This is a genomic window from Chimaeribacter arupi (assembly GCF_002858805.1).
In the GTDB taxonomy this organism is placed as follows: Bacteria; Pseudomonadota; Gammaproteobacteria; order Enterobacterales; family Enterobacteriaceae; genus Chimaeribacter; species Chimaeribacter arupi.
On the sequence record NZ_PJZI01000005.1, the window covers coordinates 83,342 to 106,630 of the forward strand.

The 23,289-nt window shown below is 59.1% G+C and carries 16 protein-coding genes and 2 pseudogenes; 6 read left to right on the forward strand and 12 right to left on the reverse strand.

Annotated elements, in window-relative coordinates:
• Positions 1 to 22: 22 nt before the first annotated feature.
• The 3 genes from livM to CYR52_RS04735 all read right to left on the reverse strand — a co-directional run bounded on the left by livM (position 23) and on the right by CYR52_RS04735 (position 3,449).
• Entirely contained in the window at positions 23 to 1,309 is a 1,287-nt protein-coding gene (gene livM / locus CYR52_RS04725) for a high-affinity branched-chain amino acid ABC transporter permease LivM (RefSeq protein ID WP_072927941.1), read from the reverse strand.
• A 9-nt stretch (positions 1,310 to 1,318) separates the two neighbouring features.
• Positions 1,319 to 2,236 carry an ABC transporter permease subunit gene (locus tag CYR52_RS04730; RefSeq protein WP_072927943.1) on the reverse strand — a complete coding sequence of 306 codons (918 nt, stop codon included), beginning with the start codon at positions 2,234 to 2,236 and terminating at the stop codon, positions 1,319 to 1,321.
• 94 nt (positions 2,237 to 2,330) lie between these two features.
• A complete protein-coding gene (locus tag CYR52_RS04735) occupies positions 2,331 to 3,449 on the reverse strand; it encodes a branched-chain amino acid ABC transporter substrate-binding protein (RefSeq protein WP_101828057.1) in 1,119 nt (372 codons plus the stop codon).
• 822 nt (positions 3,450 to 4,271) lie between these two features.
• Here CYR52_RS04735 and CYR52_RS04740 point away from each other — a divergent pair.
• From CYR52_RS04740 to CYR52_RS22870, 5 genes and pseudogenes are all read left to right on the forward strand, one after another.
• A complete protein-coding gene (locus CYR52_RS04740; RefSeq protein ID WP_241506146.1) occupies positions 4,272 to 4,703 on the forward strand; it encodes a YsnF/AvaK domain-containing protein in 432 nt (143 codons plus the stop codon).
• 73 nt (positions 4,704 to 4,776) lie between these two features.
• Positions 4,777 to 5,898, forward strand: coding sequence for a YsnF/AvaK domain-containing protein (locus tag CYR52_RS04745; protein WP_175578987.1), 1,122 nt, complete (start codon positions 4,777 to 4,779; stop codon positions 5,896 to 5,898).
• A gap of 943 nt (positions 5,899 to 6,841) precedes the next feature.
• Positions 6,842 to 7,945, forward strand: coding sequence for a hypothetical protein (locus CYR52_RS04755; protein WP_101828058.1), 1,104 nt, complete (start codon positions 6,842 to 6,844; stop codon positions 7,943 to 7,945).
• Between the two features lie 818 nt (positions 7,946 to 8,763).
• Positions 8,764 to 11,157: a glucose/quinate/shikimate family membrane-bound PQQ-dependent dehydrogenase gene (locus CYR52_RS04760; RefSeq protein ID WP_072927954.1), complete on the forward strand. Its 2,394-nt coding sequence runs from the start codon at positions 8,764 to 8,766 to the stop codon at positions 11,155 to 11,157.
• A 152-nt stretch (positions 11,158 to 11,309) separates the two neighbouring features.
• Positions 11,310 to 11,522, forward strand: a pseudogene (locus CYR52_RS22870) (cupin domain-containing protein); the annotation flags it as partial.
• 811 nt (positions 11,523 to 12,333) lie between these two features.
• Here CYR52_RS22870 and CYR52_RS04770 read toward each other — a convergent pair.
• Positions 12,334 to 12,588, reverse strand: a pseudogene (locus CYR52_RS04770) (GNAT family N-acetyltransferase); the annotation flags it as partial.
• 209 nt (positions 12,589 to 12,797) lie between these two features.
• Between CYR52_RS04770 and CYR52_RS04775 the strand changes: the two are divergent.
• Positions 12,798 to 13,538 (forward strand): SDR family oxidoreductase, encoded by a 741-nt coding sequence (locus CYR52_RS04775; protein ID WP_101828060.1) that lies wholly within the window; start codon positions 12,798 to 12,800, stop codon positions 13,536 to 13,538.
• A 176-nt stretch (positions 13,539 to 13,714) separates the two neighbouring features.
• On the opposite strand, the gene CYR52_RS04780 is transcribed toward CYR52_RS04775, so the two are convergent.
• From CYR52_RS04780 to CYR52_RS04815, 8 genes are all read right to left on the reverse strand, one after another.
• Positions 13,715 to 14,026 carry a hypothetical protein gene (locus CYR52_RS04780; RefSeq protein ID WP_146000862.1) on the reverse strand — a complete coding sequence of 104 codons (312 nt, stop codon included), beginning with the start codon at positions 14,024 to 14,026 and terminating at the stop codon, positions 13,715 to 13,717.
• Between the two features lie 113 nt (positions 14,027 to 14,139).
• Positions 14,140 to 15,240 (reverse strand): alkylhydroperoxidase domain protein, encoded by a 1,101-nt coding sequence (locus CYR52_RS04785; protein ID WP_101828061.1) that lies wholly within the window; start codon positions 15,238 to 15,240, stop codon positions 14,140 to 14,142.
• Positions 15,237 to 16,268 carry a putative FMN-dependent luciferase-like monooxygenase gene (locus tag CYR52_RS04790; RefSeq protein ID WP_101828062.1) on the reverse strand — a complete coding sequence of 344 codons (1,032 nt, stop codon included), beginning with the start codon at positions 16,266 to 16,268 and terminating at the stop codon, positions 15,237 to 15,239. Before CYR52_RS04790 ends, CYR52_RS04785 begins: the two co-directional genes overlap by 4 nt.
• Positions 16,265 to 17,890, reverse strand: coding sequence for a dipeptide ABC transporter ATP-binding protein (locus CYR52_RS04795; protein WP_101828063.1), 1,626 nt, complete (start codon positions 17,888 to 17,890; stop codon positions 16,265 to 16,267). Before CYR52_RS04795 ends, CYR52_RS04790 begins: the two co-directional genes overlap by 4 nt.
• On the reverse strand, positions 17,887 to 18,768 hold the full coding sequence (locus CYR52_RS04800) for an ABC transporter permease (protein WP_072927966.1): 882 nt from the start codon (positions 18,766 to 18,768) through the stop codon (positions 17,887 to 17,889). Before CYR52_RS04800 ends, CYR52_RS04795 begins: the two co-directional genes overlap by 4 nt.
• Positions 18,765 to 19,709, reverse strand: a complete 945-nt coding sequence (locus CYR52_RS04805; protein ID WP_101828064.1) for an ABC transporter permease — start codon at positions 19,707 to 19,709, stop codon at positions 18,765 to 18,767. Before CYR52_RS04805 ends, CYR52_RS04800 begins: the two co-directional genes overlap by 4 nt.
• Positions 19,710 to 19,735: 26 nt before the next feature.
• Positions 19,736 to 21,382, reverse strand: a complete 1,647-nt coding sequence (locus tag CYR52_RS04810; RefSeq protein WP_072927969.1) for a TIGR04028 family ABC transporter substrate-binding protein — start codon at positions 21,380 to 21,382, stop codon at positions 19,736 to 19,738.
• Positions 21,383 to 21,782: 400 nt separating this feature from the next.
• Positions 21,783 to 23,225, reverse strand: coding sequence for an amidase (locus CYR52_RS04815; protein WP_101828096.1), 1,443 nt, complete (start codon positions 23,223 to 23,225; stop codon positions 21,783 to 21,785).
• Positions 23,226 to 23,289 lie beyond the last annotated feature (64 nt).

The following is a 23,289-nucleotide window of genomic DNA, read 5'->3' on the forward strand; positions in this document are numbered from 1 at the left end:
TCCACCTGCAGGATTTTTTCACTCAAGGGGCGACTCCTTTACGCACGGCAAACCCACTGCGGCTGGTGCGCACCAGCCCGCGCGGCCGCCAGATCATCATCAGCACCATCAGCACGCCAAACAACAGCACCCGGTATTCGGCAAAACTGCGTAACAGCTCGGGCGCGACGGTCAGCACAAACGCCGCCAGTACCACGCCGAGTGTCGAGCCCATGCCGCCCAGGACCACAATCGCCAGAATCAGCGCCGACTCAAAGAAGGTGAAGGAGGTCGGGTTCACGAAGCCCTGATAGCTGGCGAAAAACACCCCGGCCAGCCCGGCAGTGGACGCGCCCAGCATAAAGGCGGAGAGCTTTACCAGCACATGGTTCAGGCCCAGCGACCGGCAGGCGATCTCATCCTCACGCAGGGCTTCCCAGGCGCGGCCGATCGGCATCCGGGTCAGCCGGTGTTTGATGTAAAGCACCAGCAGCACTACCAGGCAGAGCACCACATAGATAAAGATGAATTTGAAATTCGGGCTATAGGCAATGCCGAGGAATTCGTGGATCGGCGTGCCGCCTTCCCGCGCGCGGCGGCCGAACTCCAGGCCAAAAAACGTCGGTGCCGGCACGGAAATGCCGTTCGGGCCGCCGGTCACGGCCAGCCAGTTATTCAGCACCAGCCGGATAATCTCACCAAAGCCGAGTGTGACAATCGCCAGGTAGTCGCCATGCATCCGCAATACCGGGAAGCCGAGCAGCGCCCCGGCGCTGGCCGCCAGCAACGCCGCCAGCGGCAGCATCGACCAGAACCCCAGCCCGAGGTGCTGGTAGCCCAGTGCCAGCCCATAGGCGCCAATGGCATAAAAGGCGACGTAGCCGAGGTCAAGCAGCCCGGCCAGCCCGACCACGATGTTCAGCCCCAGCCCCAGTAACACATAAATCAGCCCGAGGATCGCCACCGTGAGCAGGTATTTGGTGGCGACGAACGGGAACAGCGCCGCCAGCAGCACCAGCAGCGGGATGACCCAGCGCAGCCGCGAGCGGTGGCCCACCTGCTGCACATAGACGCCGTGATCCGCGCCTTCAAAGTTTGCCGCCATCCGCCGCCCGCGTTGGCTCTGCCACAGCAGGCTCAGCAGCAGGCGGCCCACCATCACCACCGCGACGATCACCGCCACCCGTTGCGGCTCAGTGTGGTACTGATAGCCGTCCAGCACCACGCCCACCACCGGGCCGAACACCACCAGCGCGATCAGCCCGGCGACCACTGCATCAAGAAGGCTCTGTTTCAGCGTCACGCCTGCGGCGTGTTGTGTCTGCGTCATACCTGCTCCTTACACCTTGGCGACCAGCGGCCGCCCCAGCAGCCCCTGCGGGCGGAAAATCAGGATCACCACCAGCAGCGCGAAGGAGAACACATCCTTGTAATCCGAATTTACCAGCCCGGCGAATTGCGCCTCGGAAATCCCCAACAGCAACCCGCCGAGCATCGCGCCCGGCAGCGAGCCGATGCCGCCCAGCACGGCGGCGGTAAACGCCTTGATGCCGATGATAAAGCCTGCGTAGAAATCAAAGGTGCCGTAGTTCAGCGTGATCAGCACCCCGGCCAGCCCGGCCATCGACGCCCCAATCACAAACACCAGCGAGATCACGCGGTCGGTGTTGATGCCGAGGATTGACGCCATTTTGCGATCCTGCTGGGTGGCGCGGCAGATGCGCCCGAGCCGGGTGCACTGGATAATCCAGGTCAATATCCCCATCCCGGCCAGGGACGCCGCCAGGATAAACACTTTGGTGTAGGTCAATTGCACGATGCCGTCACCGAGTTGCAGGCGGATGGCCCCGCTCAGCAGCGTCGGGATGCCCTGCTGGTTCGGCCCCTGGCTGAGCTGGGCGTAGTTTTGCAGGATTAATGACATGCCGATGGCGGAAATCAGCGGCGCGAGGCGGGTGGAGTTGCGCAGCGGCCGGTAGGCGATGCGTTCAATCACCCAGCCATACACGCCGGTGACCGCCAGCGTAAACACCAGTGTGCCGAGCATCAGCAGCGGGAAAGAGTGCAGCCCGAACGAGGAGAGCAGCGCCAGCGCAATGGCGCACAGGTAGGCGGAGATCATATACACCTCGCCGTGGGCGAAGTTAATCATGCCGATAATGCCGTACACCATCGTATAGCCGATGGCGATCAGCCCATAGACTGCGCCCAGGGTCAGGCCATTCAGCAGCTGTTGCACAAAGATAGCGTCATTCATAGGGAGATTTCCGCGGTTCAGCCAGGCCGCCGGGGCCTGAAAGGCGTATGCAGAGGCCCGCCAACCGCGCGGGCCGGGTGGTCAGCATGCAGGATCAGAGCGGGTGGTAGTGGCCCTTGTCATCCCACTGGTACACCACGTAATCCGACACTTTCAGGTCGCCTTTGCTGTCCCAGGATTTTTTGCCCATCACCGTATCGACGCTGTTTTCCTTCAGCCATTCGCTGGCTTTTTCGCTGTCAGTGCTGCCCACCGCTTTGAACGCGGCGGCAATCGCCTGCACCGAGGCGTAGGAATAGAGGGTGTACCCTTCCGGCTCAAAGCCCCCGGCGCGGAATTTCTCAATTACCGCCTTGCCTTCCGGGAGGGTGCGCGGGTCATTGCCGAAGGTCATCAGCACGCCGTTGGTGTATTGCGGGCCACCGGCCGCCGTGACCATCTCTTCCGTGACCACGCAGTCACCGGAGAAGAATTTCGCCTCCACGCCCTGTTCACGCATCTGGCGTACCAGCGGCCCGGCTTCCGGGTGGCAGCCGCCGAAATAGACCACATCCGGTTTCAGCGCGCCGATTTTTGTGACCAGCGCGTTGAAATCTTTCTCCCCGCGTGACAGCCCCTCGTACAGCACGGCGTTGGTGCCGTGTGCTTTCAGCGCCGCCCGGGTGGCGTCCGCCAGCCCCTGGCCGTAAGTGTCTTTGTCATGGATAACGACGACTTTGGACGCTTTCAGTTTGTCGAACATATAGTTGGCAGCGACGGCGCCTTGCTGGTCGTCCCGGCCGCACATGCGGAACATGCCGTCCATGCCGCGCTCGGTGATCTGTGGGTTGGTGGAGCCGGGGGTAATGCTGATGATACCGGCCTCGTCATACACTTCAGAGGCGGGCATGGTGGAGGAGGAGCAGAAATGGCCGACCACTGCCGCCACATGGGATTGGTCTACCAGCCGGTTAGCCACCGCCACGGCCTGTTTCGGTTCGCAGGCGTCATCCCCCTGCACCAGCGTGATTTTCTCGCCGTTGATGCCCCCGGCGGCGTTGATGTCCGCCGCAGCTTGCGACGCCCCTTTCCAGTATTGCGCGCCGTAGGTGGCGTTCGGCCCGGAGAATGGCCCGGCCACGCCAATCACAATATCCGCCTGGGCGGTGAAAGCCGCCATGCAACAACCTGAGAGCACAGCCATCAGAGGAAGCTTAATCAGTGTCCTGGACATGGTTGAATTCCTTAGCACTAAAGAGTGAAACGCCTGACTGCGGCGCGGGAGAGTTCAATTGTCAGTTATCACAGCATGACCGCGCGATCCGTGTTGATAGCGCAACGGTGAGTAAGCAAGAACCCCGCCATCTCGCCGTGCTGCCTGAAAATAGTGAGTGGCGGAATGAAGGCGGGGTTATCCCGGCATCGGCCGGGCAGGGACGATCGTCCTGGGGGCAGTAGAGGAAGCGTGATCGCATCCGTCGCGATCCTGCCTGAGTATGAAGCTTCTCAAAGCTAGCCGAGCAGGTGGAAATTTTGCACTAACAAAAAACAAAATCGTGAAGCGGGTTAAGAAATCGCCTTGTTTTGGTGCGTTTTTGTTCACTCACGCACTTTTTCTTCACGCTGTACCGGCAGACGTGTCCTGGTTCAGGTTTGCTGTGTCGCCCGGCAGAAGAAATACCCCTGCCTGAGGGCATGGCGAATGTAAATAAATTTTTCAGTGACGCTGTGCACTATTCTGAAAAAATCACGGGTGTTATTTCTGCAGGTAACTCTTTTAAAAGCCTTTTTCAGTTTCCCCTAAAAAGAAAAGCGCATTTTTGGTTATTAGGATTAAGCTTAAAACCCCCTGAAAATAGCCTTTTTGCCTGTCGGACCCGGCATCCTGTACTACAGTTAATTCCTGTGTAGGCAAGATATTCATCTGGTTTTATGAGATAGGCAAAATTTAAATGCTTATTTAAAAGATATGTAAAGCTGAATTGATTATATATCCCCGGTAAAGACCGGGAAATAAAACCAGGCAATATGGCCGGTAGTAAAAGAAAGGGAGTTAATGATGATCAGGAAACCAACACATGCGAAAGAGGAAGCTTCCCAGGAAAGCCGCGAGGTTCAGGAAGCGTTAATTCCCCTTGCGCAAGAACAGGTTGATGTTTCCAAGGAAAAGGTCATCAAAGGCCGTGTAACCGTGACGCGAAAAACGGTACTTCATGAGCAGCCCATTGATGAGCTGCTTCATAAAGAACACGTTGAAGTGCAGCGTATTCCCAAGGGAGAGAGGGTAGACGTTATTCCCGCCATCCGCGAGGAGAATGGGGTCACGATTATTCCGGTGGTTGAAGAGGAGATTGAGGTCATACGTCGCCTGGTTCTCAAGGAGGAGCTTCATATTAAGAAGGTCACTACACAACAGCCGTTTCAGGACAGCGTTACGCTTCGCAGTCAGGAAGTGTCAATTGAGCGGCAGGAAGATGACAAGAAGTAATTATCTCTTCCTATGAATTCATTATCGCTAACGCACAAGACCAATACTCGCTAACGCAAAAGAGGAAAATATCATGGCACACGAAAAAATCGTTACCTTATTTGATACGACTCAACAAGCCGAGGCAGCGCGTAAAAATCTTATTAAAGCCGGGTTCCCTGATAATGACATCAGCCTGATCACCGGTGAACACCTTAAACATGAAGGGAAAGCCATCCGTCACCCAAGCATCTGGCAGCGCCTGTTCGGTGACACCGTAGAGGATGATTACGCAGAAGTGTATACCCGTGCGATGGATACAGGCGGCGTAATCCTGACCTTGCGTGCTGATGAAGATGACACAGCCCGCGCTATGGCCATCCTTGACCGTCACCAGGCAGTGGATGTGCCGTCCCGTACCGGCGGCGCGGGTGCACTGGGCACCACCGGTGCTGCGCTGGGGGCTGCCGGCACCACAGGGACTGCCGGCACCACGGACAACCGTGACGCTATCCATACCTCCCTGACGGGTGATGAGTCAGAAGAAGAGATCCTGCGTCTTGCCGAAGAGAACCTGGAAGTCGGTAAGCGCCTGGTGAAAGAGGGGTCAACCCGCGTTCGCCGTTACGTCACCACGGAAGATGTGAAAGCTGAAGTGGCTCTGCATGAGCAACATGCAGACATTTTCCGCCGCGCCGTCGATGAGCCGGCCTACCTGAATGATATCGACTGGTCTGAAAAAGTCGTCGAGGTAACAGAAACCCATGAGCAACCGGTTGTCAATAAAACGGCCAAAATCGTTGAGGAAGTGGTGGTTCGCAAAGACGAAAGCAGCCGAGTCGAAACCATTAACGACACCGTACGACGTCAGAACGTAGAGGTTGAGCACGTTGATGCTGACCGCGACCTGGCAGCCGGCGGCGTTACCGGCACCACCGGTGTAACCGGCTCCACAACGGGGACGGCCGGCACCACGACGGGTGCAGCAGGTACCGCTGGTGTGACCGGCAGCACCACCGGTGCAGCCAAACCGACCAGCACCACCAGCCCGCTGGGTAATAAAGACCCACTGCTGAATAAAGATCCCCTGGGAAGCAAAAAGCCGCTGGAAAATAATGACCCGCTGGCCAGCCGTGACCCGGTAAGCGATATCACCAAAGGTGCAACATCCGGGACCACCACCCCAGGCGGTGTCATCAACAACCCGAAAAAATAAGGGTAGTGATATCCACCAATAAGCCTTTCTGTGTCTAAGAATGCGCTTCACGAAAAAGCCACCCGTCGGGGTGGCTTTTTTGTTGCTGAAAAATAGGCGGAACAAGATGGCCTTTATCCGAAAACATCGCTTTCCGCCGGTTTTTACCCTGTCAAAAATTCAGCAACCTTTCAGTGGCATTGATTATTGGTATCACAGTATCGCTGCGCGGACGATCGTGCAGGCTTATACATAAGGTAATAAATTAGCCCGGAAAGTTTTATTTCATGGAAACGTTATCACATCTGACGGTTATTTCATTTGCAGAACAGTAAATGAGCCGGTTTCCCGCGTCTTTGCCGGTGTTTCACCGTGAAAGCCCTTGCGTGTACCTGTGTCAGTCTTATCTTTTTCGCCTTGTGTGCAGATGAAATTGCAGGGCGGCAACCTGATTTTGCCTGTTAATTGCACAAAACCGGTGAAATTTCACTTCATAACCCGTTAAAGCTGTTGAAGGGTCAGCTGCTGGTGGCCTGCCCTCCACAAGGGGGTTTTATTAGCATCGTGAAAGTAAATCCGGGCAGGCTCTGAATATAAAAAGGTAAAATAGGAGTGTTCTTGTAGACAAATTACTTGCCAGGGTAAGTTTAATTTCGTTAATTTAGCTCCGTCATCAACGGCCTTCCTCTCGATTTCTTAACCAGGGCAAAGGGTAGAGAGACTTATTTAACGGCGCGCTTATTTAACGCCGCACTCTCCCGCACCAAAAGAAATAGATGAACAGCGTCTTTATATAAGACCGATCCCGATGCCGGTGATAATTACCGGCATGATGTCAGGAATGGCTTTACGTTCAGAAGCGGCATAAGCGCAGGCAGGGATGCGCGGTGCCTGTGATTATCCTTTACTGATTACCCACTATAACAGTGTGAATTAAACATCTATTTCTTGGCGAGGAACTCTTATGGATCTGCACACAGCTGCGTCAGCCGACATCTCTCTTTCTGACTCCTACCAGGCTGAGAGTCATTATACGCTCTCCCCTCAGGTCGTGACGCCGGTATTTATCGGCTGCTTTGCCCACAAAGAGGCAAATAGCGGCATGACCCTGACCCGCGTGACCGATTTACAAGATTTCTCGCGCCAGTTTTTAGGTGGCAACAGCAATGACCTGCTTCAGGCAGACATCCGTGACCTGCCGGTGATGGTCTCCGTGAAAGGGTATGAGCAGAGCATTAACTTCATCCTGAACCCGTACAGCCTGTTTATCCAGCAGGCGATCATGAACTGGCAGGACAGCAGCCTGAGCCTGAACTACAGCGAAGATGAGCTGCTGGGCATGGCTGCCGAGGCAGATGCCGCACTGCCGGCTAATGCGGGCTTTATGGCCGAAATGCTGGAGCAGGTGAGCAATGCCTTTCTGACCAGCTACTACGCCGTGCGCCACTATTTCGAAAATGGCGGCACCCCGTGTTACCTGCTCTCTGTGGGCAACCCGGAGCAGGTGGATATTCATGCCGTGACGGAGATGATTGCCTATCAGCCGGAAATCGACCTGACCTGTTCGCTGCTGGACGCGGCTTACGTTCCGGCGTTGCAGGCGGCATTGCCGGTGCAGGCACCGTTGTTCGAAGTGAACCAGACCCAGCACGGCCAGGCGACCCACGCGCAAAGCAAAGATGAGATCTGCCTGTTTGACCCGCGTGATGAGCGCAGCGTAGCACTGTTTATGCTGACCGACGGTGAAAATGACCCGGTGCCGCTGACCCTGGCAGAACTGCGCGCCCAGCAACCGGCGCTGGCCGAGCAGGTACGCAGCCGCCTGAGCGCCGTGTCACTCCCGGTATTGTTGCCGCTGGCCGCTGCGCAAATCGGCAGTTACTGCCAGCTGGCCAATGCCCAGGGCAGCCGCGCCGGGCTGGTCATGAAAGAGATGCCGCTCTCCGGCATCCGCGCCCTGTTTGACCAGCACGGCCTGCCACTGACCATCGCCACCCCTGCTGACGATCTGACTCGCCTGATGGCCGCCGTCCAGCCGCAGGCATCACTCAGCCATTGCGCGGCCTGAGCCTGAACACCGCCCGACAATAGCCATAATGTTGTTATTGGCATCCGCCCGCCGCCGGGCTTTATTCCCGCGGCGGGCTTTTTATTTTCAACTATCCGACTATTACGTAACCAATTCGTAACAAAAAACTTGAGAACTTAAAACAGAGAGCAGAGAATACCGCGCGTTGTCTTTTCCCGTGGGGGATTTCCCCAGGATAAGGCGGGTTATCAGGCCGGATAACCACTATTTTTCCGGCAACCAGAATGATCTCTCCCGTTATCTCTTCGGTAACGACCAGATAAAGGGCGGTGCGGCCTGCGCGTTACGTTACCGGCACCCCCTGTTGCACGCCCTCGCGCGCCCTGAATGGGCGACAGGCCGCACGGGAGACCTTCAGCGCCCCACTGCCGGGCGCTGGGATGCAGGCACGTTTCCCCGATACACAGCGAAATATCGCCGCGACGTTCCCCTCATTTTTCTGGTTGCCGCCCGGCGACAGCGGTAAAAAGCAGCATAAATTCTGCACAGACACCCACTTAAGCCGCCATTTTGCTGAATACCGGCTAATGTTTTAAGCAGGGCAACGGAATAACGGCACCCAGACTGCCGTCATCGACGCCCGCTGCCGGGAGACTTTTGGTCAACCGGTTTCGTGGTTTCTGTTGCGGTTTGCGCTGATTCCAGCTTGTCGCCGGCAACGAACCGGGCACCTGCCTTGACGCCCCCTGGGGAATCAAGGACAGGCGCGGGGAGGAACGGCCGGAGGGTTCCGGCCGTTTGCAAGAGTTATCTAACAGGTAACTCGATGATACAAAGACACTTTTAAGGTTAATATTATGCAAAGTAAAGCTTCGCTATCACGTACCCTCGTGATACTTACGGCTTTGTTCGCCGCGTTGAGCGGATTGTACTTTTTGATAGGTGGGATATGGCTGGCCACGATTGGTGGCTCTCTTTATTACATTGTTGCCGGTGTGGTTATGCTGGCAATGGCCTGGCTGCTCTATCGCCGTAAGGCCTCAGCCCTGATGCTGTATGCCGTGTTCCTGCTCGGCACACTCATCTGGTCGATCTGGGAAGTCGGTACTGACTTCTGGGCACTGACGCCGCGCCTTGACGTGGTGTTCTTCTTCGGCGTGTGGCTGGTGCTGCCGGTCATCTACCGCTACCTGACGGCCAAAAACGGCACGGCCCGCGGTGCATTAAGCGCCGTGCTGGTTGTCACCGTGCTGGCACTGGCCTGGTCGGTGTTTAACGACCCGCAGGAGATCAACGGTACGCTGGACACCGCAAACCAACCGGCCCCGGCTGCTGAGCAAAACAGCTCCGGTATCCCGGCAGGTGACTGGCCGGCGTATGGCCGTACCCAGGGCGGTACCCGTTACTCCCCGCTGAAACAGATCAACGACAAAAACGTCGGTGAGCTGGAAGAAGCCTGGACGTTCCGTACCGGCGACATGAAAGGCCCTAACGACCCAGGTGAAATCACAGACGAAGTGACGCCGATCAAAATCCGCGACACGCTCTACCTGTGTACGCCGCACCAGAAGCTGATTGCCCTGGATGCTGCGTCCGGTAAGCTGAAATGGCAGTTTGATCCGCAGCTGAAAACCAACCCGACCTTCCAGCACGTGACCTGCCGTGGTGTGTCTTACCACGAGGCCCCGGCGGCTGCCCAGACGGCAACCGCAAGCGCTGCACCGGCCCTGTGTGCCCGCCGCATTCTGCTGCCGGTGAACGACGGCCGCCTGTTCGCGCTGGATGCCCAGACCGGTGATCGTTGCCCGGAATTCGGTAACAACGGCGAGCTGAACCTGCAAGCCAACATGCCGTACGCGACCCCAGGTGCTTACGAGCCGACCTCTCCGCCGGTAGTGACCGACCATGTGATCGTGATGGCCGGGGCAGTGACCGACAACTACTCCACCAAACTGCCGTCTGGTGTGATCCGCGGCTTTGACGTGAACAGCGGCAAACTGCTGTGGGCCTTCGATACCGGCGCGGCCGATCCGAATGTCATCCCGGAAGGTGAGCAGCACTATACGCCGAACTCCCCGAACTCCTGGGCACCGGCAGCCTACGATGAGAAACTGGATCTGGTCTACCTGCCGATTGGCGTCGCGACCCCGGACATCTGGGGCGGTAACCGTTCCAAAGAGATGGAGCGTTTCGCAAGCGGTATGCTGGCGCTGAACGCCTCGACCGGTAAACTGGCCTGGTTCTACCAGACTGTGCACCATGACCTGTGGGACATGGACGTGCCGGCTCAGCCAACCCTGGCTGACATCACCAAAGATGGGCAGACGGTTCCGGCCATCTACGTGCCGACCAAAACCGGTAACATCTTTGTGCTGGACCGCCGTAACGGCAAACCTGTCGTCCCAGCTCCGGAAAAACCGGTTCCGCAGGGCGCAGCAGAAGGTGACTGGACGTCCCCGACCCAGCCGTTCTCTGACCTGACTTTCCGTCCGTCCAAAGACCTGAGCGGTAAAGACATGTGGGGCGCCACGATGTATGACCAGCTGGTCTGCCGCGTGATCTTCCACCGCCTGCGTTATGAAGGCATCTTCACCCCGCCGTCTGAGCAGGGCACCCTGGTATTCCCAGGTAACCTGGGCATGTTCGAGTGGGGCGGTATCTCCGTGGATACTGACCGTCAGGTGGCGATTGCCAACCCGATGGCGCTGCCGTTCGTTTCCCGCCTGATCCCGCGTGGCCCGAACAACCCGTCTGAGCCGCCGGAAGGCGCAGGCGGCACCGGGTCTGAAGTTGGTATTCAGCCGCAGTACGGCGTGCCGTTCGGCGTGACCCTGAACCCGTTCCTTTCTCCGTTTGGCCTGCCGTGCAAACAACCGGCCTGGGGTTACATCTCCGCGGTGGATCTGAAAACTCATCAGATCGTCTGGAAGAAACGTGTGGGTACCGTCTATGACAACACCCCGCTGCCGCTGCCGTTCAAAATGGGTATGCCGATGCTGGGCGGCCCGGTTTCTACCGCCGGTAACGTCTTCTTCATGGCCGCGACCGCAGACAACTTCCTGCGTGCGTTCAACATGAGCACCGGTGAAAAACTGTGGCAGGCACGCCTGCCGGCCGGTGGCCAGGCCACCCCGATGACGTATGAAGTCAATGGCAAGCAATACGTAGTGATTGCTGCCGGTGGCCACGGTTCGTTCGGCACCAAGCTGGGCGACTACGTTGTCGCTTACGCCCTGCCGGACAACAAATAACCGATCCTTGTATCAGCCAAAAGCCCCGCATTGCGGGGCTTTTTTTATGCCTCTGCTTTTGCACTGACACCACGGAGGCGGGAGTAACCCCCCTAAGGAAACGGAATAGAGAGTGGTGGTAGAGGATGGAATCACTTCACCGGAGAATCGCTATGCCGCGGCGTCCCGCATTTATACGGCATTGGCAGGAACTGGAAGGGCAAGATGATGGGCACTATCCCGGCAGTGAGGAATGGCCCGGGATTGGCGCGCCGTCAGGGCGGGCACTGGGATTAACGCGGCTGGGCATCCACCATGAGCGGCTATTGCCGGGGCGGCGTACCTCTTATCCTCATGCTGAACAGCATGAAGAGGAATTTGCGTATCCCCCGCCGCAGGTTTTCGGCCCGCATCCAGGGAAACCAGACAAGCGCTGACCTGAAACTCAGCACATAAAAAAGCCGCTTAACGCGGCTTTTTTATTGGCAGAAAAACAGTTAGCAGGCTGGTGTTCTGCCGCAGAGGAGAGCGAATCCGCTCTGACTCTGAAAGCGTTCAAAATGCGAACACAGGTTGCAAGTCCCGCGTGAAGTTTACAAGATAATTGCGTGAGTGTCATGCGGACAATTACGCCAATTTTCAAAAAGCTGGGTGTGTTTTTACAGAAAAAGTAACGCATATCAAGGTATATGCTGATTTCTTAAAAGCAGGCTAAAAAGCATTTCTTCTTGTAGCACGTCGTTGTTATCTTCTCGCCGGGCCTGTTCCACTGGTTTAGCAGCCGGGCACCGTGCTCAGGGAGCAGTGTTGTCCACCTCCGCGACGCAGGCTGCAAGTCCTGCTTGTGTCGGCATCGGTTTCACGGTGGGCCAATGGCGACGCGCGGTCTTTGCGGAGATCGCAGCATGAAAAAATGCATTATCATTCCGATAATGCTTTTTCTTGCCCTGGTAACGCAACAGCCTGAGGGGGAGGGAGGGAACATCTACTCCGCCATGACCACTCAGCATGTTGTTAATCAGAACAGGTAAAGCTTAAGAAACCGCCGCCTGTATGGGGCGGTCTCTTTTAGCGTCTGGTGGGCGAAAGCACACGGAAGGGCGAGTCATACAGGCCAACGACATACGCCAGGCGGCGGCTGACAGATAACCCAGCGTTACATCCTTATATGAGTTCCATCATACATTCTTCTTAACATGATCTGCCCGGCAATCCGGAAAAACCAATAATGTGTCCTGGATTGTTTTGAAGCGTAATAGCCCAATTACCAACACCGTGCTTTTGCCAGTGTTCCAGCCATCTGGCGATTGCTGCGCGGGCATAGTGAATATCAGGATAAGGGCCTGCCGGATTAAATTGATTTGTCTGCGGATCACCATAAATTCTGAAAAGATCATCAGTATCGGCAAAAGAAACGGGGCGTAGTAACCTCATTTGTGAGCTTAATACCATTGTATTTTCCCGAGGTATAAGTATGCCTGTATTTATACTTTGGATTCCGGCAGGAAGTAAAATTTTGCCCGCCTGTATAGTAATAACAACATCCTGCAATCACTTCGCAACGTGATTATTTCCGCCTGTGAGAATGGCCTTTTCAGAATACCCTGTGATTGATTGCATGATAGGGTGGTGGGCTTACATCGCGTATTTAAGAGGACGGTATGGGACGATTTACTGATAAACGCATATTAATTACCGGCGGCTCCAGCGGCATGGGGTTAGCAGGCGCATTGCGGATTATTCAGGAGGGCGGAAAGGTGGCCCTGACCGGGTTAAATGCGGATCGTCTGGCGGAGGCAAAAGCGCGGCTGCCGGCGGATTGTTTGATCTTATCTAATGACGCAGCTGATGAACACGCCGCAACGGCACTGGCAGAGGCCGTAAAAGGGTGGGGTCAGCTTGACGGCCTGTGGCTCAATGCCGGTTATGCGGAGGTTGGCGCGCCTGAAACAGTCACGGCAGACGCCTTTAACGCCATGATGAATGCGAATGTGCGGGGGCCGATGTTGCAACTGGCTGCGTTGTCACCACTGCTTAATCCCGGCGCTGCGGTATTAGTTACAGCATCCTCTTCGGTTTACGAGGGGGCACCCGCGACCAGCCTGTACGCCGCGACCAAAGGCGCAGTAGTGGCGATGGTGCGCAGCTGGGCGTCGGCATTGGCAGAGCGTAATATCCGGGCGAATGTGCTGGTGCCGGGGCCGATAGAGACAAACTTCCGTGACTTTATGCCGGAAGCGGCACGCAGCCAGTTTGAGGAATTCGTGGTCAGCCAGGTGCCGCTGAAACGGGCAGGGCGCGCCGAGGAAGCCGCCGCCGTGGCGTTGTTCCTGTTGTCAGAGGATGCCTCATACGTTACCGGCAGCCAGTATGCGGTGGACGGCGGGTTGGTGCGTCAGTAAGGCAGTGTGTTCCGAAAGCCGGGGGCTTTACACGGGCGAGGGCAGACATGGCCCTGATACAATCCAGGGGCACCTTCAGCGTAGCCGGTGCGGCATGTCCGCGTTGGCTGTTCTTTAAAGCCATGGTTTAAAACACTTCTTTAAAAAACCTGTGTTTTAAAATGTCTTTAAACCGGCTATTGCCCAAACAGCCCCAGACCTTTACGGCGGATAATCGTGAGCATCCGCAGCGCGGCAACGTCAGGTTCTTTGCTGTCATGTTGCCAGTGTGCGGTGCCTTCAGTGCGTGAAGGGGTGATGAAAACCGGTTCGCGACGGCTGTGTGCTTTTTTGCTTTCCCGTGTTTGAGCTTCCGGTCTGCCTGCTATTGCGGCTTCAGGCACGGTGACTGATTCGTGGCCTGCCTGCGCCCGTTCATCGCGTCTTTTCCATCTGTTCATCATGCTGACTCCGTCATCTGTTCTTCTGCTTTCTTTAAATAGTTCCAACCAAGGTAATTTTCAATCGTTTCTGTTTTTTGACAGCCGTGATGTTTTATCCCCCGGCCTCAATAGCGGCTGAGGGCAGGGGATGACATCAGGAGGTGATTAACGGACGGCCATCACTCTCCAGCGGCAGGCAGGAAGGGTTCGCCCAGGGTCAACATCAGCCGGTTGGCCCACGCAAAGAACGCGGTGGCCTGCACCAGATCGAGCAGTTCCAGCGTATCCAGACCCTGGTCGCGCAACGCCTGGATCTGTTGCCGGCCCGCCACCGGCGGCGTGGCAGAAAGGGCTGCGGCGAAAGTTATCTCCGCCTGCCAGCGCGGCGACTGGCCCCGGCTCAGGCTCTGGCCGGGTGCCACGTCCAGAAGTTGCTGAACCGCCTCCGGCTGCTTCGAGAGTTGCCCGGCCTTGCGCGCATGCACTGAGGCACAATAAATGCAGCCATTGACCTTGCTGGCGACGGTGGCGGCCAGTTCCCGCTCCGCACGCGGCAGCCCGCCGGTGGTATAGAAAATCCCTTTGTCGGTCAGCGTCCGCTGCTCCAGCACCGGCTGGTTGCGGGCGAGCAGGCGGAAGTAGTCGGAGTCCGTATGGCCGAAGCGCGCCAGCGTTGCCTGTTCATCTTCATTGAACTGGGCCAGCGGTTTGGCCGCGATCCAGGGTGTCCAGCCCAGTGCCTGCTGGGTAAAGGCGACCGGGGCCGCTTTGCCGCTGTGGGTCAGCGGCTGGGTGTGCCACTGGCCGGCCGTCGCCACTTGCCCTTGTGATTCACCCTGGCCGTTCAGCAGGCGTAAACCCTCTAACAGACGGCTCTGAAAGCTGACAAACGCCACCAGTTGTGACAACGTCACAATGCCTGCCGGTGTCCAGCCAGCCTGTTGCAATGCCTCCAGATGTGCCGGGGCGGCTGAAACCGGCTGGAAGGTAAGCCGCTCCGCCTGTTCAAGCGCCGTACCGAGGCGTTCGCCGGATGGAAGGCTTTTGCTCTGCTGCGCATAATGGTCAGCCAGCGCCGGGGCCTGATGCCAGGTTGCCACCTGGGCGGCTATCACCAGGCGTTCATTCAGAGGGAAATCAGCGGAGCCTTCCCCAAACAGTGCCTGATAACTGCCCTGGGTTGCATGGGTCGCGGCATCCCGCTGTTGGCGCGCCGCCGCCAGGGCGGAGTCAGGGGCGATACCGGCCAGATCATTGAGTAAGTCATAAGGTTGTGTCATGCGGTTATCTCTTTGGCAGAAGTCAGGGAAGAGGGCGACCAGCCCAGGGCCGGGCCAACGTCAGCAGCAAGTAAATCAATCGAACGCAGAATCTCCGCATGGGGCGGGTCAATCGAGTGCACCTGGAAAGAGATGTCCGTGACCCGTTGCAGGCTGCTGTCTTGCAGCAACGAGGCGCACACCGCCTCCGGCGTGCCGAGGTGCACATCAAAGGCGGCGATGTAATCATCCAGCGTGTCGCCGGGGAGCACGTGGCCCAGCGCCCGGTGGTGCGCCGCCTGCGCCTGTAACACCGGTTGGGCCAGTGCGCGGGCATGGCGGGTGTTTTCGGTCACAAAGGCAGTGCGGGAAGCCAGAATGCGCGGTGCGGTGCCGGGCGGCAGCGCGGCGAGATAGGCATCAATGATCGGGTTCTGGATGGCGTCCAGCGGCAGCCTGGGTTGCCCGGCCGGGCGCGGCTGGGTGCGCGACAGCATCAGGCCGTGCCCGTCGCGGCCCGCCTGCGCGGCGCCTTCCGCTGAAAAGGTAGCGATCCAGACCCGCGAGGCCAGTTGCGGTGCAGGCGGGTAGAGCCGGTTATCCGGGTGGCCGAGCGTCTCGCCGCGCCAGGCACGCAGCAGCGTGTTCAGGTGGTTGGTAAAGGCTTCCCGCCGCTGGTCGCTGGTCAGGCCAAACGGCAGGAAAGAGGTAGGGGTACCGCCGGAACCCAGGCCAATCTCCAGCCGTCCGGCCGCCAGTAGATCAAGCACGGCGGCATCTTCCGCCACCCTCAGCGGGTTCTCCATCGGCAAGGTAATAATGGCGGTGCCAAGCCGGATGCGGTTGGTCTGGGCGGCTACAGAGGCGAGGAAAACCAGTGGCGCGGGCAGGCCACCCTCATGTTCATGAAAATGGTGCTGGGCAATCCAGGCGGTATCAAACCCCGCCCGTTCCGCCCGTTGGATCTGCTCAGTCGCCAGCCGATAGCGTGCCTGGGGCGAGGTTTTATCCAGCAGGCGGGTAAAAAAACCTAACCGTTTATGGCTCATACATACTCCTTAGGGGGAATGCCCAATGCGGGAATGGCATCAATCAGTTCCTGGGTGTAGCTGCTGGAGAGGTGGCTGAACAGCGCTGCCACCGGCCCCTGATCCACCACCTGACCGGCACGCAATACCGTGACGGAGTGCGCGATGCGCCGCACGGTGGCGAGATCGTGTGAAATAAACAGGTACGTCAGCCCCAGTTGCTGCTGGAGTTGCTGAAGCAAGCTGAGGATTTGCGCCTGCACGGTGACATCCAGGGCGGAGGTGGCCTCATCCAGCACCAGAATGGCGGGCCGCAACACCAGCGCCCGCGCAATCGCCACCCGCTGGCGCTGGCCGCCGGATAACGCCCGCGGCTTACGGGCCAGCACCTCAGGCGGCAGCGCCACGCGCGTGGCCACCTCTTCCACCCGCGCCCGGCGTTCGCTTTTGCTCAGCGGCGCAAAGTTCAGCAACGGTTCCTCAATAATCTGGTACAGGCTCTGCGAGGGATCGAGTGAGGCGAAAGGATTCTGGTAAACCAGCTGGATCTTCTGCCTCAACTGCCGCTGCGCCTCCCCGGACAAGCCGGTGGTGTCAATGCCGTCCAGCACTACGCGTCCGCTGTCAGCCGTCTGGAAACCCAGCAGAATACGCGCCAGCGTACTTTTACCGGAACCGGACTCACCCACCAGGGCGTGGGTGGTGCCGCGCGGCACGCTGAAGGAGACATCCCGCAGGGCCTGCAGAGGTGGCGAACCGCGCGGGCCGAGTGAGAAGGCTTTGCTGATCCCTTCTGCCACCAGCGCCGGGGCGGCGAGGGGAGCAGGGCGCGCCGCCACCGGCGGGGCGAGCGCGGAGAGCTCCGCAAACAACTGGCGGGTGTAACTGCTGCTGGGGGCGGCAATCACCCTGGCGGTCGGGCCGTGCTCCTGCACCTCGCCGTGGCGGAACACCAGTAACCGGTCGGCGCGCTGGGCCGCCAGCGCCAGATCGTGCGTTACAAACAGTACGGCGGTACCGGACTCGCGGCGCAGGTCGTCAATCAGGTCGAGGATGCGTTTCTGGACGGTGACATCCAGTGCGCTGGTCGGCTCATCGGCGATGATCAGCGCCGGTTGCAGGGCAATCGCCATGGCGATGAGTACCCGCTGTTTCATGCCGCCGGATAACTGGTGCGGATACTGCTGCGCGCGTTGTTCAGGATGGCTTAAGCCCACGCGGGCCAGCAGGGCGATCACCCGCGCATCCCGCGCTTTCCGGCTTAGCCGCTGGTGCAGCGTCAGCACTTCGGCCACCTGGCTGCCAATGGTTTTAATCGGGTTAAGCGAGCTGCCGGGGTCTTGAGGGATCAGGCTGATACGGGCGCCGCGCAGGCTGTCGAGCCGCCGCTGCGACCAGCGGCTGATCTCCACGCCGTTAAACAGGATGCGCCCGGCGTCGCGCTCGCCGTTTTCAGCCAGCAGGCCGATGATCGCCTGCGCGGTGGTGGTTTTACCGGAGCCGGACTCCCCCACCAGCGCCAGCATTTCCCCGGCTTCCAGCGTAAAGGAGACATTATTGACCACCCGCTGCCGGTGGTGGCCGTTGCGGTAGCTCAGCGTCAGATTCTCTAACGCCAGTAAAGGAACAGGGTGAGCGCTCATCGGCGGCCTCCGGAGAATTGGCGGCTGATGCGGTTGGCGGCCAGCACCACGGCCACCACCACCAGCCCGGGGAAGGTGGTCAGCCACCAGGCGGTTGAGATGTAGTTACGCCCTTCGGCAATCAGCAGCCCCCATTCAGGCGTGGGCGGAGGGGTGCCGTAGCCCAGAAAGCTCAGGGTAGAGAGCGCGAGGATCGCACTGCCGAACTGCAACGCCGAGAAGGCGATCACCGACGTCAGGGAATTGGGCAGAATATGCCGCCACAGCACGCGCCAGAAGGTGCCGCCGCTGCCATAGGCCGCCTCCACATAGTCGCTGTGGCGTATGCGCACCACTTCTGCCCGCGCCAGCCGGGCAAAGTTGGCAATGGAGGTGATACCCACCGCCATGGCCGCATTGACCGTGCCGAAGCCCAGTAAAATAATCACGCTCAGCGAGAGCAGCAAACCGGGGATCGACAGCAGCACATCGATCATCCGCATCAGCACGCCCTCGGTTTTGCCGCCCACCGCCCCGGCGACTACGCCCACCAGGGTGCCGGCCACCAGCCCGAGTGCCACTGCCGCCAGCGCCCCGGCGAGTGAGTGCGCGGCGCCGTAGACGATGCGCGCATAGAGATCGCGCCCCAGCTGGTCCGTGCCGAGCCAGTGCCCGGCCTGCGGGGCGAGCCGCTGCGCCCCGGCAACGCCCTCGGTGCCGCTGTAGCCGGTAAACAACGCCGGGGCAAGGGCCGCCAGGATCACGGTCAGCATCACCAGCCAGGCCAGCAGCGCGCCGGGTTGCAGCCTGCGGCGCGGGCGGCGTACCGGCGTGGCGGCACGTTCACCGTCGGCGGATTCACTCCCGGCGGCGGAGACAGAGTAGTCGACGAGGCTCATAAGGCGGCTCCTGGGTAAACGTGCAGACGCGGATCAATAAGCGGGGTGAGCAGGTCAACGATCAGGTTAATCGCGACAAACCCCACGGCCGAGATCATCACAATCGCCTGTAATACCGCGACGTCCTGATTGTTTACCGCCTGTTGGGTTAACTGGCCGAGGCCGCTCAGGCCGAACACGGTTTCCGTGATCAGCGCCCCGGCGATCAGTTCCCCCAGCAGCAGGCCCGCCACCGTCAGCGCCGGCAGCAGCGCATTCAGGGCCACATGCCGCCAGAGCACCCCGCTGTAGCGCGCCCCTTTGGCGCGGGCAACGGCGACAAACGGCTGGGTCTGTACGTCGTCAATCGACCGGATCAGGATTTGCGCCAGCGGTGCGGAGATCGGCAGCGCCAGCGTGATGATGGGCAGAATCAGCCCTTCCCACTGGCCGGGGTTGATGATTGGGATCCAGCGCAGCTGAAACGAGAAGATCTGAATCAGCGCGATGCCGAGCCAGAAAGTGGGCACCGAGATAAACAGCGAGGGCAGCGCCTGCAACGTGTTTTTCAGCCAGCGCCCGCCCACCAGGTTAGAGACAAACGCCAGCAGTGCGGCCAGCAGCACCGCCAGCGCAAAGCCGGGCAGGGCCAGGCGCAGGGTATCGGGGAAGTTATCGGCAATCAGCTCACTGACCGGCACCCCGGCCTGCACCGAATAGCCTGAATCCCCGTGCAGCATCGCCCACATCGTATGCAAATATTGCTGCCACAGCGGGCTGTCTGCGCCATAGGCCAGCCGCATCTGTGCAATCTGCGCCGGGCTGAGGCCAAGGTCAGGGTTCTGGAATTTAATCAGGATGGCGTCGCCGGGCAGCACCTGCAACAGCACAAAGGAGACGGTAAACGCCGCCCACAGTACCAGCAGGGCCTGTCCGGCGCGCAGCATCAGATAGCGGCTCATCGCCTTACCTCGCGCGTAATGGGGGATTAATGTTTTTCGAGCCAGGCCGCATAGAAACTCGGCCGCCCGACCGCTTCAAACGTCAGCCCTTTCAGCCAGGGCGCCCCGGCAAACACCTGCGGCTCCTCAAAGATCGGGATCACATAGGCGTTATCCAGCAGGTAACGCTGTGCGTCCCCCGCCAGCTGGAGCCGTTTCTGCGGATCCACTTCGGCCGAAATACCTTCCAGCAGCGCATTGAGCCGGTCATCGCGGAAGTTTTTCACCTTGTCGCTGGAACCGCCTTTCTGTAACAGGGCATCACGGTTGGCCGGGTAGAACATGCTTTTAATCACATCCGGATCGGCGCGGCCGACTTCCGATACCGTCAGCGGCGTTTTTGCCGGGTCGAGGCTGTCCAGGGTTTTGCTGCCGGCATCACCGGCCCGCACCGTCAAACTGACACCGATCTGCTTCCACTGCTGGGCCACCAGTTGCAGCACCTCTTTGTTCTGGGGTTGCGGCAGGGATTCATACACCGTCAGCGCCAGCCGTTGTCCCGCCTTCTGGCGGATGCCGTCACTGCCCGGCAGCCAGCCCGCCTCATCCAGCAGCCGTTTTGACAGCGCCGGGTCATAGGTGAGTTTGTCCGCGAGGTTAACGTAACCGGCGGCGGAGCGGGCAATCACGGAGGTGGCCTGCGGGTAGTTGGCGGAGAAGAGGGTATCGACCACCTGTTTCGCATCGGTGGCGTGCAGCAACGCCTGCCGGACTTTCAGGTCAGCCACCCGGGCGTCGTCCGGGCGCAGGCTGATGCTGTCATTCACGCCCCGAGTTGGCGCGGCATACACCGGGAAGTGTTGTTCGGTGGCCTGTTTTTCGTCATAGGCCTGCACCTGGCGGATGACGTCCGCCTGCCCGGCCAGCAGCGCGCCGATGCGCACGCTGTCTTCCGGCGTCACGATGATGTGGATGCCGTCCAGGTTGGCCGGCCCCTGTTGCGGCGAATTTTTCGGCCCCCAGCGATAATCCTTACGGGCGACCAGATTGACCTCCCGCCCCAGTTTTTCGTCACTGACCACAAACGGCCCGGAGCCGATGATGTGGCGCGCACTGCCCAGCGCATCAAAATTACGCGCCAGCGTGCTCAGGGAGACCAGGCCGGAGCCGATAGTGGCGGTGCCCTGGAGGAAGCCCGGCGACGGTTTTTTGAAGAAGAATTTCACTGTCAGCGGGTTCACCACTTCGCTGTGGTCGTAGTTATTGATCACTTCTGACACCGGCAGGCGGTTCTGTTTGTTGCCCAGCCCGTAGGTATCAAAGTTTTTGGCGACAGCGTTGGCATCCAGCGGCGTCCCGTCTGAGAAGGTCACGCCGGGGCGCAGCGTAAAGGTGTATTCGGTTTTGTCGGCGTTGGTGGCCCAGCTTTCGGCAATCCATGGCTCAATCGCCAGCGTCTCCGGGTTCTGCCAGGTCAGTTTGTCAGTGATTTGGTTAAGAATGCCGCCGTTCGGGTAAAAGCCCCCGGCCGGCGGGTAGAGGGTGGTATGCGCCTGTTGTTCAAGGTAAATCAGCGTACCGCCTTTGACCGGTGTATCCGCGGCATAACTGGCGCCCATCCCGGATAACAGGGCGAATGCGGTGCTTAATGCCAGCGTGCGCTGAACAGCATGAAGCCGGAAAGATGTGAGCATGGTGAATTCCTTTTTTATTATGAACTCTGATGGCTGCTTCATCATCCAGCCTGATGCCGGGCAGGGTGAACCAAGGAATTCAGCTAAGTAATACTGGAAATGGTATTTGGCAGGGCCGGGGCCGATGAGTGGGCTGGTTAGCGGCCTGCGCGGTGGTTTGCCCAACGCCCGGGCAGGCGATATCAGCAATAAAAAAGGCGGCGTGAAGACAATAAAAAAACCGCCTATACGCCGCGCCTGTGATGGGCCGCCAGATGGCTGTTTTTAGTTACAACAGACAATATTTTTAAATCTGGGCCTATGGCCGACTACTGCGTATCGTTAAAGGCAGGGCAGAAAAACAAAAATCAGGTCTCCCTGCCAGGCGATAGGACGTTTTTGCCGGGCAGGGTATAGGCCGTCAACGCTGCGGGTGGCCTGCCCAGACAGCGGGACGGCGGGTGTGCCATGGGAATGCGCGCTCCAGCTGGCCCGCCAGTCTGAGCAGCCTGTGCTCGCCGTTAAACCCGGCGAAAAATTGCATCCCGATTGGCAGGTTGTGGGCCGGATCACTCCCCAGCGGGACGGACATGGCCGGGGTGCCGCATACGTTCGCTAAAGCGGTAAAAGGCGACTGGGTAAACACATGATGCATCCAGCCGCGGCCGTCCATTTTCTCCTGCTCAAGGTTATAGTGCCCTGATACCGTGGGAAGCGCAGGTAGGGTCGGGGTCAACAGCATGTCGTATTGCTGGAAAAAGCGGCCCATCTTTTGCGTGACGGTGTTGCGCATATGCATTGCGCCCAGGAGGTCGGCGGCAGTGAGCTGGTGGCCGAGCGCCCAGAGCGCCAAATTAGAAGGTTCCAGTGTCTCTGCGTTCACCGGCCGTTGCATCACTGCCGCCAGCACATCGATCCAGGTGGCGGTATTCGCGGCCCAGAAGCGGGTATTCATCTCGACGAACGCCTCCCAGCTTATGCCGATATCAAGGGTTACCTCCTCAACCCGATGACCCAGCCCGATAAGCCGCTCAACGGTTTCCCCTAACACCTTTGTTACTTCAGGCGAACTCTGACGTTGATTCAGCGGGTGCGCCATGACGGCGATGTTAAGCGGGGCAGGCTCTTCAGCAACGCAGGCGATCAGGCGTTGGGGCAGGGGGGCGATGGTGAAGGGGTCGCCGGCCACATTGCCCTGTACGGCATCCAGCAGCGCAGCGCTGTCCCGGACGGTGCGGCTCACAAAACCGTGTACCGCCAGACCAGACCAGACTTCATCCACGTCCGGCCCCATGCTGATACGCCCGCGGCTCGGTTTCAGCCCAAAAAGGCCGTTGGCTGAAGCGGGCACACGGATCGAACCGCCGCCGTCAGTGGCATGGGCAGCCGGTACCATGCCTGATGCCACGGCCGCCGCCGAGCCGCCGCTTGAGCCTCCGGCGCTGAAATCCTGGTTCCACGGGTTACGCGTCCCGCCATTAAAACGCGGTTCCGTGGTGGTGCTCGCCGCCAGCTCAGGTGTCGTGGTTCGCCCAAGCAACACCATGCCCGCAGCCCGCATTTTTGCCGTGAGATGGGTATCGTGCGGCGACACATAACCCGCCGCCAGCCGGCTGCCCAGCTCGTTCCGGCGGCCCTTAACGGCGATGCCCAAATCCTTCACCAGCATCGGGATGCCCGCCAGGTCGCCTCCGGCGTGATGCTGTTCATCGTCCCAGCTTTCAATGACGGCGTTGATCTCACCGTTAACGGCATCGATCGCCGCCAGTGCTGCCTGCTTCACCTCAGCGGCGCTGACCTCTCCCTTGGCAATAAGCCCGGCCAGGCCAACTGCATCGTATGACGTATATTCTGAAAGCTTCATGATGATCCCGATAATAAAAGAGAAACAATGACACTCCATCAGAGTGTATACTGGTTGGTATCAT